Genomic DNA, 16564 nt, shown 5'->3' on the forward strand with positions numbered 1-16564 from the left:
TCATCGGATCATCCTTTCGCGTGATGCGGGCAAGGTGCCCGGTGTGAGGTGGCGGGCGAGGCGGGCTTCGATCACCGCCGCCTCGGACCGCAGCAGGCGGCCGAGTTCCTCTTGCCGGAACGGTCCCATGCGGGCTTCGACCGCGGCGATGGTCAGCGCGGCGGCGGGGCGGCCGTCGGGCCACAGCACGGCGACGCCGATCCCCCATGACCCGGGGACGACCCGGCCCGGGTTCACGGCATGGCCCGCGGCCCGGGCGCGGGCGAGGTCGCCCGGCACCTCGGCCGCGGCCTCGCCCATCCGCGCGGCCAGGGCCGGGGCCAGGCGCGCCAGCGCCGCGGCGGCCTCGGGTTCCGGCAGCGCCGCCAGCAGCGCCAGCCCGCCGGCGCCCACCCCCAGCGGGTTGCGGTCGCCGGCCAGCAGCGCGTGGGTGCGGATCGGGTGGGTGCCTTCCTCGCGCATCAGGCACAGCACCTCGTCGCCCTGCGGGATCAGCAGAAAGGCGCTGTCGCCGGTCGCCCGCGCCAGCCGCGCCACGCAGTCGGCGGCCTGTTCGGCCAGGTCGTGCCGGCGCCCGGCGCGCATCCCCAGCAGAAACGCGCCCGGCCCCAGGTGATAGCGGCTGGCGTCGTCCTGTTCGACCAGATGCGCGGCGATCAGCGACAGCAGCAGCCGCCGCGCGGTCGGTCGGGCGACGCCGCTGGCCTGGGCCAGCCCGGACAAAGTGTCGCCCTCGGGACCGGCGCGCCCCACCGCGGCCAGCAGCGCCAGCGCCCGGTCCACGGCCTGCGCCCCGCCGGCGGCGGGGATCGCTTGATCGGGATCGGGCGCCGGCCGGGTCAGCATCAGGCGAGCGTCCGGCCCACGGCCTTTTCAAGGATCGCCCAGGCCTCGTCGCCGTATTTGCCCTTCCACTCGGCATAGAAGCCCGCCTCGCGCAGCCTGGCCTCGAACGGCGCCGGATCGACCTCGTTGAAGGCCAGCCCGGCGGCTTCCAGTTCGCCGCGCAGCGTTTCGTTCAGCTTCTGCACGTCGGCGCGCTGGTTCACGGCCGCCGCGTTGAAGTGCTTGGCGACGATGGCCTGCAGGTCCTCGGGCAGCCCGCCCCAGGCGCGGCGGTTGGCCAGCATCCAGAACCCGTCCCACATGTGGTTGGTCAGCGAGCAGTATTTCTGCACCTCGGCCAGCTTCGAGGTGGCGATGATCGCCAGCGGGTTTTCCTGCCCGTCCACGATGCCGGTTTGCAGCGCCGAATAGACCTCGGCGAAGTTGATCGAGGTCGGCGCCGTCCCCAGCGCCGTGAACATCGAGGTCCACAGCGGCGAGACGGGGACACGGATCTTCATCCCCTCGAAATCCGCCGGGGTCACGATGGGCTTGACCGACGAGGTGGTCTGCCGGAACCCGTTGTCCCAGATCTTTTCCATCACGACCAGGCCGGCCTTCTCGATCTCGGCCCGCTCATAGGCGCCCAGTTCGCCGTCCATCGCCTTCCAGACCATGTCATAGTCGTGGAAGGCAAAGCCGACGCCGTTGATCGAGGAATTGGGGACCAGCGTCGACAGGATGATCGGCGACAGCAGGAAGAATTCCACCCCGCCGGACCGCAGCTGCCCCAGCACGTCGGTATCGGCGCCCAGCTGGTTCGACGGGAACACCTGTACGTCGACCCGGCCGCCGGATTCCTCGGCGATCGCCTTGACGGCTTCCGCGGCGCGGATGTTCGTCGGGTGGGTCATCGGCTGGTTGTTGGCCAGCTTCATGGTGAATTCGGCGGCGCGGGCCGGGCCTGGGCGCAGGAACGGCGCGGCGAGGCCCGCGGCGGCGGCGCCCATCAGCAGGGTGCGGCGAGTGGTCTTCATGGTGTCTCCTCCCAGAGTGGTTGTCAGATGAAGGCGGTGGAAATGGCGGGCACGGCGGCGATGACCGCCAGCCCGACCAGCAGCGCGACGAGATAGGGCCAGATGCGGCCCATCACCGCGTCGGGCGAGATGCCTGCGATCTTGCAGGCGATGTAGAAGCCGATCCCGATCGGCGGGGCCATCAGGCCGATGTTCATCGCGGTGACGATGACCATCGAATAATGGATGTCGTTGATCCCCAGCGTGCGGGCTAGCGGGAACATGATCGGGGCCAGCAGCACGATGGCCGGCAGCCCTTCCAGCACGCAGCCCAGCAGCAGGAACAGCAGCACCGAGGCGGTCAGGAAGATCGCCGGCCCCCCCGGCAGCCCGGCCATGACCGCCGTCAGGTCGCGGGCGAAGCCCGACTGGGTCAGCGCCCAGCTCATCGCCGAGGCGCAGCCGAGGATCAGCAGGATCGCCCCAGACATGGCGACCGTCTCGACCAGCATCGGCACGATCCGCCGCGCCGGGATGCCGCCATACAGGACGGCGCCGATGAGGAAGGCATAGACCACGGCGATGGCCGAGACCTCGGTGGCGGTGGCGACCCCGCCGCCGACCATGCCGCGGATCATGAAGGGCAGCGCCAGCGCCGGCGCCGCGACCAGCGCGGTGCGGCCGATCACGCCCAGCCCGGCGCGGCGGACGCCGGCCATGTCCTCGCCGCGCGCCTTCCAGCGCGCCAGCACCGCCAGCACCACCAGCAGCACCATGGCGATGACGAAGCCGGCCGTGAACAGCCCGGCGATGGACACGCCCGCGGCCGAGCCCAGCACGATCAGCACGATCGACGGCGGCACCGTGTCGGCCATCGCCGCCCCGGTCGCCAGCAGGGCGGTCATCTCGGCCGGGGAATGGCCGCGGCGGCGCATTTCCGGGAACAGCGCCGGGGCGACGGTCGCCATGTCTGACACCTTGGACCCGGAAATCCCCGACACGAGGAACATCGAGCCGAGCAGCACATAGCTCATCCCCGCCTTCACATGGCCCAGCAGCGAGGCGAGGAAGTTGACGATGGCGCGGCCCATCCCGGTTTCGTCCAGGATGCAGCCCAGCAGCACGAAGACCGGGACCGACAGCAGGATCAGCGACGACATGCCCTCGTCCATCCGGCCCATCATCACGAAGACCGGCGAGTGGCTGGCGAAGGTCAGATAGGCCAGCGTGCCCAGCGCAAAGCAGAAGGCGATCGGCACCCCGATCACCAGCAGGCCGGCCACGATCAGCCCCAGGAAGATCGGCAGGTTCCAGTTGCCAAGCCCGGCCAGCGCCGGCCGGGCCAGCCACAGCGCCGCGACCAGCGCCGCGATGACCGCCACCGACCCGGCGATGGCGCGCCAGTCGCGGGTGCGGATCACCGACAGCACCATCAGCAGCGTCATCAGCCCGATCCCCGCCGGCAGCGCCGCCGCGCGCACCGACATCGGCAGCCCCAGCGCCGGCGAGGTGATAAAGGATTCCTCGTAGGCATAGCTGACCGCCTCGGGCAGCAGGCGCAGCAGCAGCACCGCCACCGCGACGCGGCCGAAGACGTCCAGCACGTCCTGCATCCGGGGCGGGAACAGCGGCAGCGCGATGGTCAGGCGCAGATGTTCGTGCCGGTCGACGGCGATCGCCGCACCCAGCATCGCCATCCAGATGAACGACAGCGAGGCCGCCTCGTCGCCCCACACCAGCGGGCTGTGCAGCACATAGCGGAACACGACATTGGCCAGCACGATGGCCATCATCGCCGCCAGCAGGGCGGCGGCGAGCAGCTCGACCGGCCGCATCCACGGCTCGGCCTTCTTCGGGGCGGCCAGCGTCTCGATGCCGCCGAGGGCAAGTTCGGCATCCGGATCGTCAGCCAGCTCCATCCGATGTCCTCCGCTGGGCGATGGCCCGTTCCGGGATATGGACTCCTCCGTCCGCCCGGCCTTGCTGGCAAACCTGACACCAGCATGGCGGCGCGGCGCAAGCGGAAAGATCAGCGTTCCGCAATATGGAACGGGTGTGATCGCGGCTTGTGTGACGCAACGTCCTGTCCTGCCGCGGCCGGGATGGGGCATAGTCGCCGGCACGGGCGGTCCGGGCCGGGGGGAACAGACGGGATGACGCAGATCGGCAAGGCGGTGGCGCTGGTGACCGGCGGGGCCGCGGGCATCGGGCTCTTGACGGCGCAGCGGCTGGCGGCGGCGGGCGCGGCGCGCGTCGTGCTGTGGGACATCGACGCGGCGGCGCTGGATCGTGCCGTGGCCGGCCTGCGCGCGCAGGGCCACGCGGCGGACGGCATCGTCTTGGACCTGTCGCAGCCGGCCGCCATTGCCGCTGCGGTGGCGGCGACCGAGGCACTGGGCGCCGCCCCGGACATCCTGGTCAACAACGCCGGGATCGTCGTGGGCAAGCCCTTCGCCGGCCATTCCGAGGCCGACATCCGCCGCACGATGGACATCAACGCCACCGCGCCGATGCTGCTGACCCGGGCCTTCCTGCCCGGCATGATCGCGCGGGGCCGGGGGCACGTGGTCAACATCGCCTCGGCCGCGGGGATGCTGTCGAACCCCAACATGGCGGTCTATGCGGCCAGCAAGTGGGCGATGATCGGCTGGTCCGATTCGCTGCGGCTGGAAATGGAGATGGGCCGCACCGGCGTCCGCGTCACCACCGTCTGCCCGACCTATATCGACACCGGCATGTTCCAGGGCGCGCGGCTGCGGCTGATCCCGCTGCTGAAGCCCGAGCGTGTGGCCGATGCCATCGTCCGCGCGATCCGCCGCGACCGCATCTTCCTGCGGCTGCCGGCGATCGTGAACACGCTGCCGTTCCTCAAGGGGCTGATGCCGGTGCGGGTCTTTGACGCGGTGGGGGCGCGGCTGTTCGGGGTCTACAGCTCGATGGACAAGTTCCGGGGGCGGGAATGAGCGCGGCGGACGACCTGCTGGCCCGGCAGCGCGCGGCCTTCCTGCGCGAGGCGCGGCCCGATGCGGCGGCGCGGCGGGCGGCGCTGGCGGCGCTGGCCACGGCGCTGCGGACCCATGAGGCCGCCCTGATCGCCGCGGTGGACGCCGATTTCGGCGGCCGGCCCGCGGCCGAGACGCGGCTGCTGGAGCTGCTGCCGCTGTATGACCAGATCGGCCATGCGCGCCGGCATCTGGGCCGCTGGATGCGGCGGCGGCGGGCGGCGGGGTCGCCCTTCCTGTGGCCGGCGCGGGCGTTCTGGGAACACCAGCCGCTGGGCGTCGTGGGCGTGATCGGGGCGTGGAACTATCCGGTGCTGCTGACGCTCGGCCCCGCCGTCGATGCGATTGCGGCGGGGAACCGGGTGGTGCTGAAGCCCTCGGAACTGGCGCCCCGCACGGCGGAGGCGCTGGCGGCGCTGGTCGCCTATGCATTTCCGCCCGAGCGGGTGGCGGTCGTCACCGGCGGCGTCGAGGTCGCGCGCGCGTTCAGCGCGCTGCCGTGGGATCACCTGGTGTTCACCGGCTCGACCGCGGTGGGGCGGCAGGTAATGGCAGCGGCCGCGGCGAACCTGACCCCGGTCACGCTGGAGCTGGGCGGGAAATCTCCGGCGATCCTGCACGACAGCGCAGATCTGTCCCGCGCGGTGGGGCGGCTGATGACCGGCAAGCTGTTCAACGCCGGCCAGACCTGCGTCGCCCCGGACTATGCGCTGGTCCCGCCTGCCCGCATCCCCGCCTTCGAGGCCGAGGCCGCCCGTGCCGTCCGCCGCCTGTTCCCGAACGGCCTGACCGACGACTACACCCGCATCGTCACCGACCGGCATCTGGACCGCCTGCGCGGGCTGGTCGAGGAGGCGCGGGACCGCGGCGCGCGGGTGGTGCAACTGGCGCCGGTGCCTGAGGGCGCCAACGGCCGGATCATGCCGCCGACGCTGGTGATCGACCCGGCCCCCGACAGCAGGCTGATGACCGAAGAGATCTTCGGCCCCATCCTGCCGGTTATCCCCTGCGGGACGCTCGACGCGGCGCTGGAGTTCGTGAACGCGCGGCCCCGGCCGCTGGCGCTGTATTACTTCGACGACGACCGGGCGCGGCAGGACCGGGTGCTGGCGGGGACCATGTCGGGCGGCGTGACCTTCAACGACACGATCTTTCACCTCGCGCAGCTGAACCTGCCCTTCGGCGGCGTCGGCGACAGCGGCATGGGCGGGTATCACGGGCCGGACGGATTCGCGCAGTTTTCCAAGAAGCGCCCGGTGATGGTGCAGGCGCACTGGGCGGCGACTGGGCTGATCCGCCCGCCCTGGGGCGGCCGGCGGCGGCTGATCGGCGCGCTGCTGGCGGCGGCGCGGCGGCTGGCCGGGGCCTCGCGGGAGTGATGCTTGCGGCGTGGCGACCGGGGCGCTGCCCCGGATTATGGGATATTTGGGGACAGAAGATGGACTAGCGTTCCGCCGCGTCGATCAGCCCGCCGACCCAGCGGGTGGCGAGCCAGGTCGCGGGCAGGGTCAGCGGCACGGCGACGGCCATCGTGGCCCAGGGGCTGAGCGTCGGCCAGCCCAGCGCCGGCGCGATCAGCGCCAGCATGAACAGGTTGATCGCCACCGCCGCCCAGACGAACGGCGCCAGCAGCAGAGCCAGCCTCAGCTGGCTGCGCGGCGGCTCAGTGGCTGGTGCCTTCCTCGAAGTTGATCTTGTTCCAGACATTGTATTTCCCCGAGGGCTTCTTCATCGGCAGCCGCCGCACCTCCTCCAGCGTCCTGGCGTCATAGACGATCACCGCGCCGTCATCATCCCAGATCGAGACAAGGGCGTGGCTGCCGTCGCGGGTGAACTCGGTATGCGCGACGGTCTTGCCGGGGGCGGGGTTGAGGGTACGGACGATCTCCAGGCTCTGCTTGTCGATGATGTGCATCTCGTCCTTGTGCGGGCCGAAGAACACGTCGGCCCAGACATAGGGCGAGGTCTCGTGGCTGCGCAGGAAGAAGCCCGGCCCGTCGGTCCTGATCTGCTTGACGAGGGACCAGTCGGTCATGTCGATCACCGACAGCACGCCCTCGTTCAGATGCGGGGTGGCCATGACCGTGTGGCCGTCCCGCTTCCAGGTGATGCCCGACCCCAGATGCGGCATCCCGGGCAGGGGCAGTTCGGCCACCTTCCCGCCCGAGATCAGGTTGATCACGACGCCCTTGGTGCCCTCGCGGTTGGTGCCGATCAGGTTCTTGTAGCCCTGGTCGAAGAAGAAATCGTCCAGCGGTTCCTCGACCGGGATGCGGCGGCGGGCGAACAGGCCGACTTGCGCCCCGAAGCTTTCCTTGGCGCCCTTTTCGTAGCTGTGGACATAGCCGTCCTCATAGGGGCCGGCGTCGGGGTCGGTCGCCACCTCCCAGATCTCGGGGGCGTCCTTGAGCGCGAGGATGAACGACTTGCGTTCGGGCGCCTGATAGACGGCCGAGACACGGCTGGGCTTGCCGTCCCTGGCCTTGACGTCGACCTTGACGGGTTCCAGCGTGTCGGTGGACAGGATGGTCAGCGTCTGCGGCAGATAGTTGGCGACCGCCAGCCACTTGCCGTCATGGCTCATGGCGATGTTGCGGCTGTTCAGGCCCGCGCGGACCCGGCCGACTTCCTTGAGCGACCAGATGTCGTATTTCTCGACCCAGCCGTCGCGGGACATGACGAAGACATACCGCCCGTCCGGCGAGAACTTGGGCCCGCCATGCACCGCATAGGGCGTGGCAAAGCGGTCCAGCACGTCGAACGTGTCGCCGTCCAGCACGCTGATGTGGTGGTCGCCGGTTTCCACGACCAGGGTGATGTTCATCGGATCGGCGGTGAAGACCGGCTTGTCGGCGGGGGTGTAGTCCGCCGCCATCTCGCGGCTGGCGGCGATCTCGGCCTCGCCCCAGGCCGGGACGTTCTCGACCGGCGCCTTGATGTAGTCCACCAGCGCGGCGATCTGGTCGGCCGACAGCCGGTCAGCGAAGCCCTCCATCTGGGTCGAGGGGCGGCCGTCGGCGATCACCTGATCCAGCCCCTTCACCCGACCCAGCGTTTCCGGAATCAGCGCCGGGCCGGTGCCGCCCATCCGCGTCTCGGCGTGGCACGAGGCGCAATGTTCGGCGTAATCGGCCGCAGCATCCGCCCAGGCCGGTCCCGCCAGCGCCAGCCCCAGCGCCGCGGCCACCGCGCCCGCATATCCCCTCATCAGGCGTCGGTCAGAAGAAACGATGCGCGGGGTCATGGCTCTTGCCTCGGAAGGGGGTGACGGTCAGGCGGTCCGAGAAATCCTCGGGCAGGCCGATCTCGGCGTTGGACAGATAGCAGGCCGGGTCCTCGGCCCACGGGTCGCCGGTCAGCTGCAGGGCGCGGATGCGGGTGTTGCCGCCGCAGACGTCCTGGAAGGCGCAGGCGCCGCAGCGGCCCTTCAGCGGCCGCGGCCGGGTGCGCAGCGTCGCCAGCATCGGATCGTCGCCCGTCCACCACCGGGTGAACGGCTTTTCCTTGACCGAGCCGATCGTATAGTCGGACCAGTATGTGTCGGGATGCACCTTGCCCTGCGGGTCGATATTGGCCACCCCCAGCCCCGAGGAATTGCCGCCCCACGCCGCAAGATGCGCGCGCAGATGTGCGACCGCCTCGGGCGCGAAGTGCCGTTCCGCCCAGCGCATGAAATACACCGCGTCGGCGTCGTTGTTGCCGGTCACGATCTCCAGCGGGCGGCCGTTTTTCACCGCGTCCCAGCCGCGCTCGATCAGCAGGTCCATCGCCCGGCGGGTGTGGTCGTGTTCCTGATCCTCGCCCCGGTGCTTGTCGCCGCGCCCGGCATAGACGAGGTGCGACAGGTAGAACTTGTCCACGCCTTCGGATTCGCACAGGTCCAGCATCTGCGGCAGCTGGTCGCCGTTGTCCCGGGTGATCGTGAAGCGCAGCCCGACCTTGACGCCCCGCGCCTTGCAGGCCCGCACGCCGGCGAGCGCGTTGGCAAAGGCGCCCTCGACCCCCCGGAACCAGTCGTTGGTCGCCCCGATCCCGTCCAGGCTGATGCCGACATAGTCGAACCCCAGCGCCGCGACCCGGTCAGCGACGCCGGGCTCGCCCAGCTTGGTGCCGTTGGTGGACAGCGACAGGTGCCGGAAATCCAGTTGCCGCGCCCGCTCGGCCAGGTCCCAGAAGTCGAAGCGGCTCAGCGGCTCGCCCCCCGACAGGATCAGCGCGGGGATGCGGAAGGCGGACAGGTCCTCCAGCACGCCCATCGCCTGTGCGTGGCTCAACTCGCCCGGAAACACGTGGTCCGAGCTGACCGTATAGCAGTGCCGGCACTTGAGGTTGCAGGTCCGGGTCAGGTTCCAGATCACCACCGGCTTGACCGATCCCGGCGTGCCGCGGCGGCGGACCGGGGTCGGCTCGACCAGCTGGTGCATGTATTGCGTCAGTCGGAACATCGCGTCCCCTTTCAGTCGGCCAGCCGCAGCCCGGTCTTTTTCAGGATACGGGTGGAATACAGAATGTCACTGCCCCGGCAGGCATCGCCGAGGATCGCGGCGACCTCGCGGCGCTTGGCCTCGACCTCGTCCCGGCCCGAGCCGTGCAGCATCGCGAACAGGTTATAGGGCCATTGCGGCAGCGCACGGGGCCGCTGGTAGCAATGGGTGACATAGGGCAGCGCGCCGATCCGGGCGCCAAGGTCGGAAATGCGGTCGTCCGCCACGTCCCAGACGCTCATCCCGTTGGCGGTCATGCCCAGCGCATAGTGATGCGGCGCGATGGCGATGCGGCGGATGATGCCGCGTTCCTGCATCGCGGCGATGCGGTCGATCACCTCGGCCTCGGTCAGGTCCAGCACGGCGGCGATCTCGGCATAGGGCTGGGGGGTCAGCGGCAGCCCGGCCTGGGTCGCCCGCACGATGCGGCGGTCGATGGCGTCCAGCGGCGCCATGCCGCGCGGGTTGGCGGCAGTCATGCCTGCACCCGGAAACCGATGAAATATTCTTCCAGCTTGGGAAACAGCATCACGTCCAGCCCCGTCTCAGCCTCGATCGCCTGCGCGGTGCGGGTGATGCCCTCGGGCGTGTCGGTGGCGAGGACGAACCACATGTTCAGCGCGTGCGTGCGTTCATAATTATGCGCGACCTGCGGGTGGGCATTGACCTTTGTCAGGACCTCGTCCCAGCGGTCGGCGGGGACTGCCATCGCGCACAGGCAGAAGGCGCCGCCCATCGCGGCGGCGTCGAAGAACGGGCCAAAGCGGGTGATCGCCCCGATTTCGCGCAGCCGCGCGATGCGGTCGATCAGCTCGGCGCCGGTGATCCCCAGCGCGGCGCCGGCGTCGTCGTAAGGGCGGGGGGTGATCGGGAAACCGTCCTGCAGCGCGTTCAGGATCGCGCGGTCGGTCGGGTCCAGCGCCTCGGGCGGCAGGATGGTGCGGGCGGACCGGGTCATGCGGCGTCCTGGATCAGCGCGCCCACCTGCTTGAAGCAGCGGGTCGAGAACAGGATCTTGTGCGGCGCCGCGGCCAGTTCCGGCAGGGCGCGGGCGTGGTCCAGCACCGCCATCGCCTCGGGGCGGGACCGGGCGTGGATCATGCAGAAGAGCGGCCAGTCCCAGACCCCCGGCTCGGCGCGGCGCTGATAGCAGAGCGTCACGCCCGGCACCTGCGCCAGCGCCCGGCCCGCGGGCTCGATGGCCGCGTCGGGCAGTTGCCAGACCACCATCGCGTTGGCGGTCCAGCCGAGCGCGCGGTGGCGGACGATGACGCCGACGCGGGTCAGCAGGCGAGCGCGGGCGAGCGTGGCGATGCGGGCGATGACATCCGCTTCGCTGCGGCCCAGCGTGTCGGCCAGCGCGGCGAAGGGGCGGGGGACCAGCGCGAGGCCGCTGGACAGTGCCTGCATCAGCGGCCGGTCCTCGCCCTGCAGCACCGACAGATCGGCCGGCCGGTCCAGCCCCAGCGGCGCCCGGGGCCCGCGCAGCGGAAAGCCGAGGTCGATGTTGAACGGCCGCACCAGCGGCAGGGACAGTACCCCCAGCCCGGTCGCGGCCTCGATCCGGGCGAGGCTCTCGTCCAGCGTCGGCTGGTCGGGGGCAGTGGCGACGAACCACAGGTTCCAGTCGTCCTCGCGCAGATAGGAATGGTTCACCCCCGGCTCGGCGGCCACGATCGCGGCGACCTCCTCGATCCGCGGCTCGGGGATCGCCAGCGCGGCGAGGGTCGAGGCGCCCGCGGTGTTCGGCCGGCAGGTGGCGCCGACCCGGGTGACGCGCCCGGCGGCGACCAGCCGGCACAGCCGGTCCAGCACCGCGGATTCCGTCAGCCCCAGCGCCTGGCCCATCGCCGCGAAGGGGCGCGGGACCAGCGGCAGGTCGCGCTGGAATTCGTCCAGCAGCCGGGTGTCCGGGCAGGCGGGGGGGAGGGCGGCGTTCACAGCCCGCTCCGATGCGCGCGGTCGGTGAAGAAGATGCCCGAGGGCGCCTGCGCCTCGACCTCGCCCAGCTTTTCATAGGTGCGGGTGTCGTAGATCAGCACCTTGTTGTCGTCGCGGGCCGACAGCCAGACCTCGCGCCCGCGGGGGGTGAATTCCATGTGCAGCACGCCCTTGCCGGGTTCCAGCGTCTGCTTGACCTGATGCGTCACCGCGTCGATCACCTGCACCTTGCCGTTGTCGGGGGGCGCGAAGTTCACCCACAGCTCGCGCCCGTCGGGGCGGGCGGTGACGAAGACCGGCTGGCCCGCGACCTCGGTGCGGGCGGTCTCGGCCCCGGTGCGGGCGTCGGCCCACAGCACCTGGTGCAGGCCCACCGCGGGCAGCGCATAGCTGTCGCCGGCCAGCGTCCAGCCCTGCAGATGCGGCATCTTGTAGACCGGCAGGTCGGGTTCGTTTTTGCCATAGTCGGGCAGGATGCGCTCGGCGGAGGGCGGGTCTGCCCACAGGTCGATGCGCGACAGGCCCTTTTCGCCGAACAGCCCGACCAGATAGGTGCGCCCGCCGATCATCAGCGCGTCATAGGGGTTTGCGCCGACATTTTCGATTTTCGTGATCGCGGGATCCTTCGGGTCGGTGGAATGGTCCAGCACCCAGACCTCGCCCGAATCCCAGCCGGCGACGACGAAGCGTCCCCCCGGCGCGTCGGCCAGTCCCACGGTCTTGCCGCCCATCGGGATGTCGGCCACGGGGTCCAGCGTGTCGGCGTCGAAGACCTTGACCCCGCCGGGTTCGTAATTCGACACCGCGACCAGCTTGCCGTCGTCCGAGATCGCGCCGCCGATCGCGTTGCCGGCCTGCACGATGCGCTTGTCGATGGCGCAGCCGAGGATGTCGACCTTGGACAGCCCGCCGTCGCGGCCGAAGATATAGGCGAAGCGTTCGTCGGGCGAGAAGGTCAGCGAGGCGTGGCTGAGGTCGCCCAGCCCCTCGACCCGGCACAGCGACGCGCGGTCCGACTGGTCCACGACCAGCACCGAGCCAGTGGCGCGCTCGATCACCACGCCCAGGTCGCCGGTGCCGCAGGATGAATGGACGGCGATGTTGCCGCCGACAAGGCACCGTTGGGGTTCACTGTCCCCAGAGATGTGAACTTCTGCCCACGCAGAACTCGAGAACGCAGCGAGAGACAAAACGAGCAACAGCGCGCGGGTCATTCGACCTTCTCCTTCATCAGATAGGCCGCGATCCACAGCGCCTCGTCCTCGGTGATGAGGGGGCGCCAGGGCGGCATTGCGGTGCCGGGCACGCCGTCCAGGATGATCGCGGCCAGCCCCTCGGGGTCGCGGCCTTCCAGATCGGCGGGGGTGATCGGCTTGCCGAGGCCGCCCTTCATCGTCAGCCCGTGGCACGAGCCGCAATCCTGGATGACCATGTGTTCCAGTTCCGCCGCCCGCTGGGGCGGGATCGCGCTGGTGGCGGCCATGGCAAGCCCCGCCGCGGCGGCACAGCCGGCGGCGATCAGCCCGACATCAGCCATTCCCGACCACGCGCAGATGCGCGGCCCGCAGGTCGCGCGGCAGCGGCAGCCCGGCCGCGGCATACAGCCCGGCGACGCGGCCGATCATGAACAGCACCGGCGCCTCGATCGGATGAGCCGCCAGATCGGCGGCGATGCGGGCGAGGGTCGAGGGCAGCCGCACCTCGCGCGGGGTGGTGGCGTGGCCCACGGCCAGCACCGGCAGGTCGATGGGCATTCCCGCGGCGATCAGCCGGGCGGCGATCTCGGCCATGTTGGCGGCGCCCATATAGACCACCAGCGTGGTGTCGGGATCGGCGAGCGAGGCCCAGTCGAGTTCCAGTTCCGCGTCCCGCGCCCGGTGGCCGGTCACATAGCGCACGCCGGTCGCCAGCCCGCGATGGGTCAGCGGCACCCCGGTCGAGGCGGCGGCGCCCTGCGCGGCGGTGATGCCGGGAACATAGGCATAGGGGATGCCGGCGGCGGCCAGTTCCTCGGCCTCTTCCGAGCCACGGCCGAAGATCAGCGGATCGCCACCCTTGACGCGGGCGACGGTCAGCCCGTCCTGCGCCAGCTTGACCAGCAGCGCGTTGATCTGGTCCTGCGGCACGGAATGGAAGCCGGCCGTCTTGCCGACCGAGATGCGGCGCGTGGCGGCCGGCACCAGCGCCATGATCTCGGGGCTAACCAGCCGGTCGAAGACCACCACATCGGCGCTCTGGATCAGGCGCAGGGCCTTGAGCGTCAGCAGGTCCGGGTCACCCGGTCCGGCGCCGATGAGGAAGACTTTGCCCGTCATGGTCGTTTCCCTTGCATGGAACGGCTGGGGGGAAAGGGTGGCGCGGGCCGTAAACCCGCGCCACCCGGTGTCGCGTCAGGCGATCAGTAGATGTCGCCCTGGGTGTTCTTGACGTTGAACTTGCCGGTCGGCGTGATCAGCCGCGGGTCCTTGATGACCTTCTTCAGCTCAAGCGTCTTGTCGTCCACCACAACGATGGCCGATTCTTTGTCCTTGGCGTTCCAGACCGAGAACCAGATCTCGGTCCCGTCCTTGTTGAATTCGCCCTGGACGACGCGCGGCTGGCCGTCGGTGATCTCGGCCCATTCGGCGATCGGCAGGGTCTTGAACTCGGGGTCGGACCCGTCGCCCTTCATCTTGTCGATCTCGAACACCGCGACCGAGCCCGAAATCTCGGCATCGGGGTTCAGCGTCGCGTCGGCATAGAGGTGGTTCGACCCCGGATAGGTCTTGATGAACAGCGAACCGCCGCCCAGCGCCGGGAAGCTGTCCACGATTTTCCAGGCGTTGTCCTTGTGGCCTTCCGGGTCGGTGCCGATCAGCGCCACAGATTCGTCGCCCAGGTGCGAGGTCGCCCAGACCGGCCCGAAGGTCGGGTGCACGAAGTTCGCGCCGCGGCCCGGGTGCGGGGTCTCGCCGCCGGTCTCGGTGATCGCCGCCAGCTTGCCTTCCTTTGTGTCGATCACGACCAGCTTGCCGCGGGCGTTGGCCGCAGTGATGAAGTAGCGCTTGGTCGAGTCGAGCCCGCCGTCGTGCAGGAAGCGTTCGGCCTCGATCTCGGTGATCTTGAGGTTCTTGAGGTCGGTATAGTCGACCAGCTGGATCTTCCCGGTTTCCTTGATGTTGACCAGGAACTCGGGCCGGTAGTGCGACGCCAGGATCGCCGCCACCCGCGGCTCGGGGTGATAGGTCTGCTCGTCATAGATGTTGCCGCGGGTCGACACGATCTTGAGCGGCTCGAGCGTGGCGCCATCCATGATGACATACTGCGGCGGCCAGTAGGCGCCGGCGATGGCGTACTTGTCCTCCCACCCTTCCATCTTGGAGGTCTCGACGGACCTCGCCTCGGCGCCGACCTTGATCGTGGCGACGACCGAGGGGTCCTCCATCCACAGGTCGATCATGTCCACCTTGGCGTCGCGGCCGATAACCATCAGATAGCGGCCCGAGGCCGACAAGCGGCTGATGTGGACCGCATAGCCGGTATCGATGACCTTCTTGATCTCATAGCTGCCGCCGTCGATCAGGGCGATCTGGCCGGCGTCACGCAGCGTGACCGAGAACAGGTTGTCCAGGTCCCAGTCGTTCTTCTTCTCGGTCGGACGGTCCTCGGGCTTGACCAGGACCTTCCAGGACTCCTTCATCTTGTCCATGCCCCATTCCGGCGGGCTGGCCGGGTCGAGCATGACGTATTTCGCCATCATGTCGACCTGTTCCTGGGTCAGGTCGCCCGAGGTGCCCCAGTTGGGCATCCCGGCCGGCGAGCCGTAGGTGATGAAGGACTGCAGGTATTCAAAGCCCAGCTCGCGGGTGATGTCGGGAGTCAGCGGCTTGCCGGTGGCACCCTTGCGCAGCACGCCGTGGCAGCCCGCGCAGCGTTCGAAATAGATCTTGTTGGCCTCGTCGAACTCGGCCTGGGTCAGCGCCTGCACGCCTTCCGGCGCGCCGGGCACCGGCAGCGATTCCTGCGCCAGCGTGGTCAGCGCGGGTTCGTACTGGTCCTGCGGCTTCGAGGTGTGGTCCTCGACCTCGCCTTTCTGGGCGGCCTGCTCTTCGGTCGTCTTGTCGGCGCCGTCCGAGCGCGGCGCGATCTTGACCTCGGTCTCGGGGCCCGCCTTGGGCCCGGAGACGGCGTTCGGGTCGCCGGCATCGGTGGCGGGGGCCGCAGCATCGGCCGCGGGCGCGGCGTCGGCAGCAGGGGCGGCAGCATCCGCGGCCGGGGCAGCGTCGGCGGCGGCGGGCGTCGCAGCATCCGCCGCAGCATCTGCGGCCGGGGCAGCGTTGTCGTTGGCGGCAGGCGCGGTCGCGGCCGGGGTTTCGGCGGCGGGCGCGGGCGTCGTGGCCGGCGCGGCCGTCTGCGCCGTCGCGATCCCCGCGCTGAACAGCAGGGCCAGTGCCGCAGACGCCAGAAGCGACGTCCTGGCGGTATGCGCTGGGGTCATCATGCGAAATCTCCGTGTTTGCTGGTGAGGCTGCAGGACGTTAACAACCCCGTGTCTGGCGTCTTTGACTTCGGTTAAGGCAAGCACTCGCTACGCACGCGACACATCGCAGCACGGGATCGCCGCGCGGTCCAGCCCGAAACCGACCGGGCAAAGCCGGGAGACGAGATGGATCTTCGCGCCCTGATCTTCGCCCTGACCCGCAGGCTCGCGGTCGTCCTGCTGCTGGCCGTGGCAGCCTCGGGGGCCGGGTCGCCCCCCGCGTCGGCGCAGGGGCTGCACGGCGCCGTCATCCCCGACGATGCGATCGAGGCCGCCGCACCGGACCCCGCGCTGGCCGCGGCGCTGTTCGCGCTGCCCGAGGCCGACCAGCCGACCCTGTCCCGCACCGAAACCCCAGTGCCCGCCTGGCGGGTGGACAGCGGCGGCGCGACGGTCGGGCTGATCGGCTCGACCTGGGAACTGGCCGGCTCGACCGGCTATTCGGGGCGGCCGCTGGACGTGCTGGTGGCCGTCACGCCCGACGGCCGGATCGCGGGCGCCCGGCTGATGCGGCACAACGAGCCGGTGCTGACGCTGGGCATCTCGGACGCCGACATCGCGGCCTATGTGGACGGGTTCCGCGGCCACGACATGAGCCGCCCGGCGGCCGAATCCCAGGACCTGCCCGAGGTGATTTCTCGCGCCACGATCTCGACCGGGGCGATCCGCGACGGGATCATGCGCACGGCGCGGGTGCTGGCGGCGGCGCATGATCCCGTCGCGGATCACCCCGGTCGAGATCGTGGCGCGAGAAATCACCTCGGGCAGGTCCTGGGA

General features: G+C 70.2%; 16 protein-coding genes. 3 read left to right on the plus strand and 13 right to left on the minus strand.

Going from position 1 to position 16564, the window contains the following annotated elements:
- From IC63_RS09295 to IC63_RS09305, 3 genes are read right to left on the minus strand one after another with little or no spacing between them, the layout of a single operon-like run.
- Positions 1-846 carry an IclR family transcriptional regulator gene (locus IC63_RS09295; protein ID WP_052042066.1) on the minus strand — a complete coding sequence of 282 codons (846 nt, stop codon included), beginning with the start codon at positions 844-846 and terminating at the stop codon, positions 1-3.
- Complete coding sequence (locus tag IC63_RS09300) at positions 846-1862, minus strand: TRAP transporter substrate-binding protein (protein WP_036719433.1); 1017 nt, start codon at positions 1860-1862, stop codon at positions 846-848. Before IC63_RS09300 ends, IC63_RS09295 begins: the two co-directional genes overlap by 1 nt.
- Positions 1863-1885: 23 nt before the next feature.
- Positions 1886-3760: a TRAP transporter large permease gene (locus IC63_RS09305; RefSeq protein ID WP_036719435.1), complete on the minus strand. Its 1875-nt coding sequence runs from the start codon at positions 3758-3760 to the stop codon at positions 1886-1888.
- Between the two features lie 234 nt (positions 3761-3994).
- Between IC63_RS09305 and IC63_RS09310 the strand changes: the two genes are divergently transcribed.
- Positions 3995-4804 (plus strand): SDR family NAD(P)-dependent oxidoreductase, encoded by an 810-nt coding sequence (locus tag IC63_RS09310; protein WP_036719436.1) that lies wholly within the window; start codon positions 3995-3997, stop codon positions 4802-4804.
- Positions 4801-6222, plus strand: a complete 1422-nt coding sequence (locus tag IC63_RS09315) for a coniferyl aldehyde dehydrogenase (protein ID WP_036719437.1) — start codon at positions 4801-4803, stop codon at positions 6220-6222. Before IC63_RS09310 ends, IC63_RS09315 begins: the two co-directional genes overlap by 4 nt.
- Before the next feature lie 64 nt (positions 6223-6286).
- Here IC63_RS09315 and IC63_RS09320 read toward each other — a convergent pair whose 3' ends face one another.
- From IC63_RS09320 to IC63_RS09365, 10 genes are all read right to left on the minus strand, one after another.
- On the minus strand, positions 6287-6550 hold the full coding sequence (locus IC63_RS09320) for a hypothetical protein (protein ID WP_036719438.1): 264 nt from the start codon (positions 6548-6550) through the stop codon (positions 6287-6289).
- A complete protein-coding gene (locus tag IC63_RS09325) occupies positions 6507-8051 on the minus strand; it encodes a nitrite reductase (protein WP_156965422.1) in 1545 nt (514 codons plus the stop codon). Before IC63_RS09325 ends, IC63_RS09320 begins: the two co-directional genes overlap by 44 nt.
- Positions 8052-8061: 10 nt before the next feature.
- Positions 8062-9288 (minus strand): heme d1 biosynthesis radical SAM protein NirJ, encoded by a 1227-nt coding sequence (gene nirJ / locus IC63_RS09330; RefSeq protein ID WP_036719439.1) that lies wholly within the window; start codon positions 9286-9288, stop codon positions 8062-8064.
- 11 nt (positions 9289-9299) lie between these two features.
- Positions 9300-9806 carry a siroheme decarboxylase subunit beta gene (ahbB, locus tag IC63_RS09335; protein ID WP_232222573.1) on the minus strand — a complete coding sequence of 169 codons (507 nt, stop codon included), beginning with the start codon at positions 9804-9806 and terminating at the stop codon, positions 9300-9302.
- Positions 9803-10285: an Lrp/AsnC family transcriptional regulator gene (locus IC63_RS09340; RefSeq protein ID WP_052042067.1), complete on the minus strand. Its 483-nt coding sequence runs from the start codon at positions 10283-10285 to the stop codon at positions 9803-9805. Before IC63_RS09340 ends, ahbB (IC63_RS09335) begins: the two co-directional genes overlap by 4 nt.
- Positions 10282-11268 (minus strand): siroheme decarboxylase subunit beta, encoded by a 987-nt coding sequence (gene ahbB / locus IC63_RS09345; protein WP_036719440.1) that lies wholly within the window; start codon positions 11266-11268, stop codon positions 10282-10284. The genes IC63_RS09340 and ahbB (IC63_RS09345) overlap by 4 nt, the downstream gene beginning before the upstream one ends.
- Positions 11265-12482, minus strand: a complete 1218-nt coding sequence (locus tag IC63_RS09350; protein ID WP_156965423.1) for a cytochrome D1 domain-containing protein — start codon at positions 12480-12482, stop codon at positions 11265-11267. Before IC63_RS09350 ends, ahbB (IC63_RS09345) begins: the two co-directional genes overlap by 4 nt.
- Entirely contained in the window at positions 12479-12805 is a 327-nt protein-coding gene (locus IC63_RS09355; protein ID WP_036719441.1) for a c-type cytochrome, read from the minus strand. Before IC63_RS09355 ends, IC63_RS09350 begins: the two co-directional genes overlap by 4 nt.
- Entirely contained in the window at positions 12798-13583 is a 786-nt protein-coding gene (gene cobA, locus IC63_RS09360; protein ID WP_084115695.1) for a uroporphyrinogen-III C-methyltransferase, read from the minus strand. Before cobA ends, IC63_RS09355 begins: the two co-directional genes overlap by 8 nt.
- A gap of 83 nt (positions 13584-13666) precedes the next feature.
- On the minus strand, positions 13667-15748 hold the full coding sequence (locus IC63_RS09365) for a nitrite reductase (RefSeq protein ID WP_269634717.1): 2082 nt from the start codon (positions 15746-15748) through the stop codon (positions 13667-13669).
- Between the two features lie 165 nt (positions 15749-15913).
- On the opposite strand from IC63_RS09365, the gene IC63_RS09375 reads away from it, so the two are divergent.
- Positions 15914-16564: FMN-binding protein (locus tag IC63_RS09375; RefSeq protein ID WP_036719442.1), on the plus strand; the 651-nt coding region annotated here is incomplete at its 3' end.

This window comes from Paracoccus sphaerophysae (assembly GCF_000763805.1).
GTDB classification, from domain to species: domain Bacteria; phylum Pseudomonadota; class Alphaproteobacteria; order Rhodobacterales; family Rhodobacteraceae; genus Paracoccus; species Paracoccus sphaerophysae.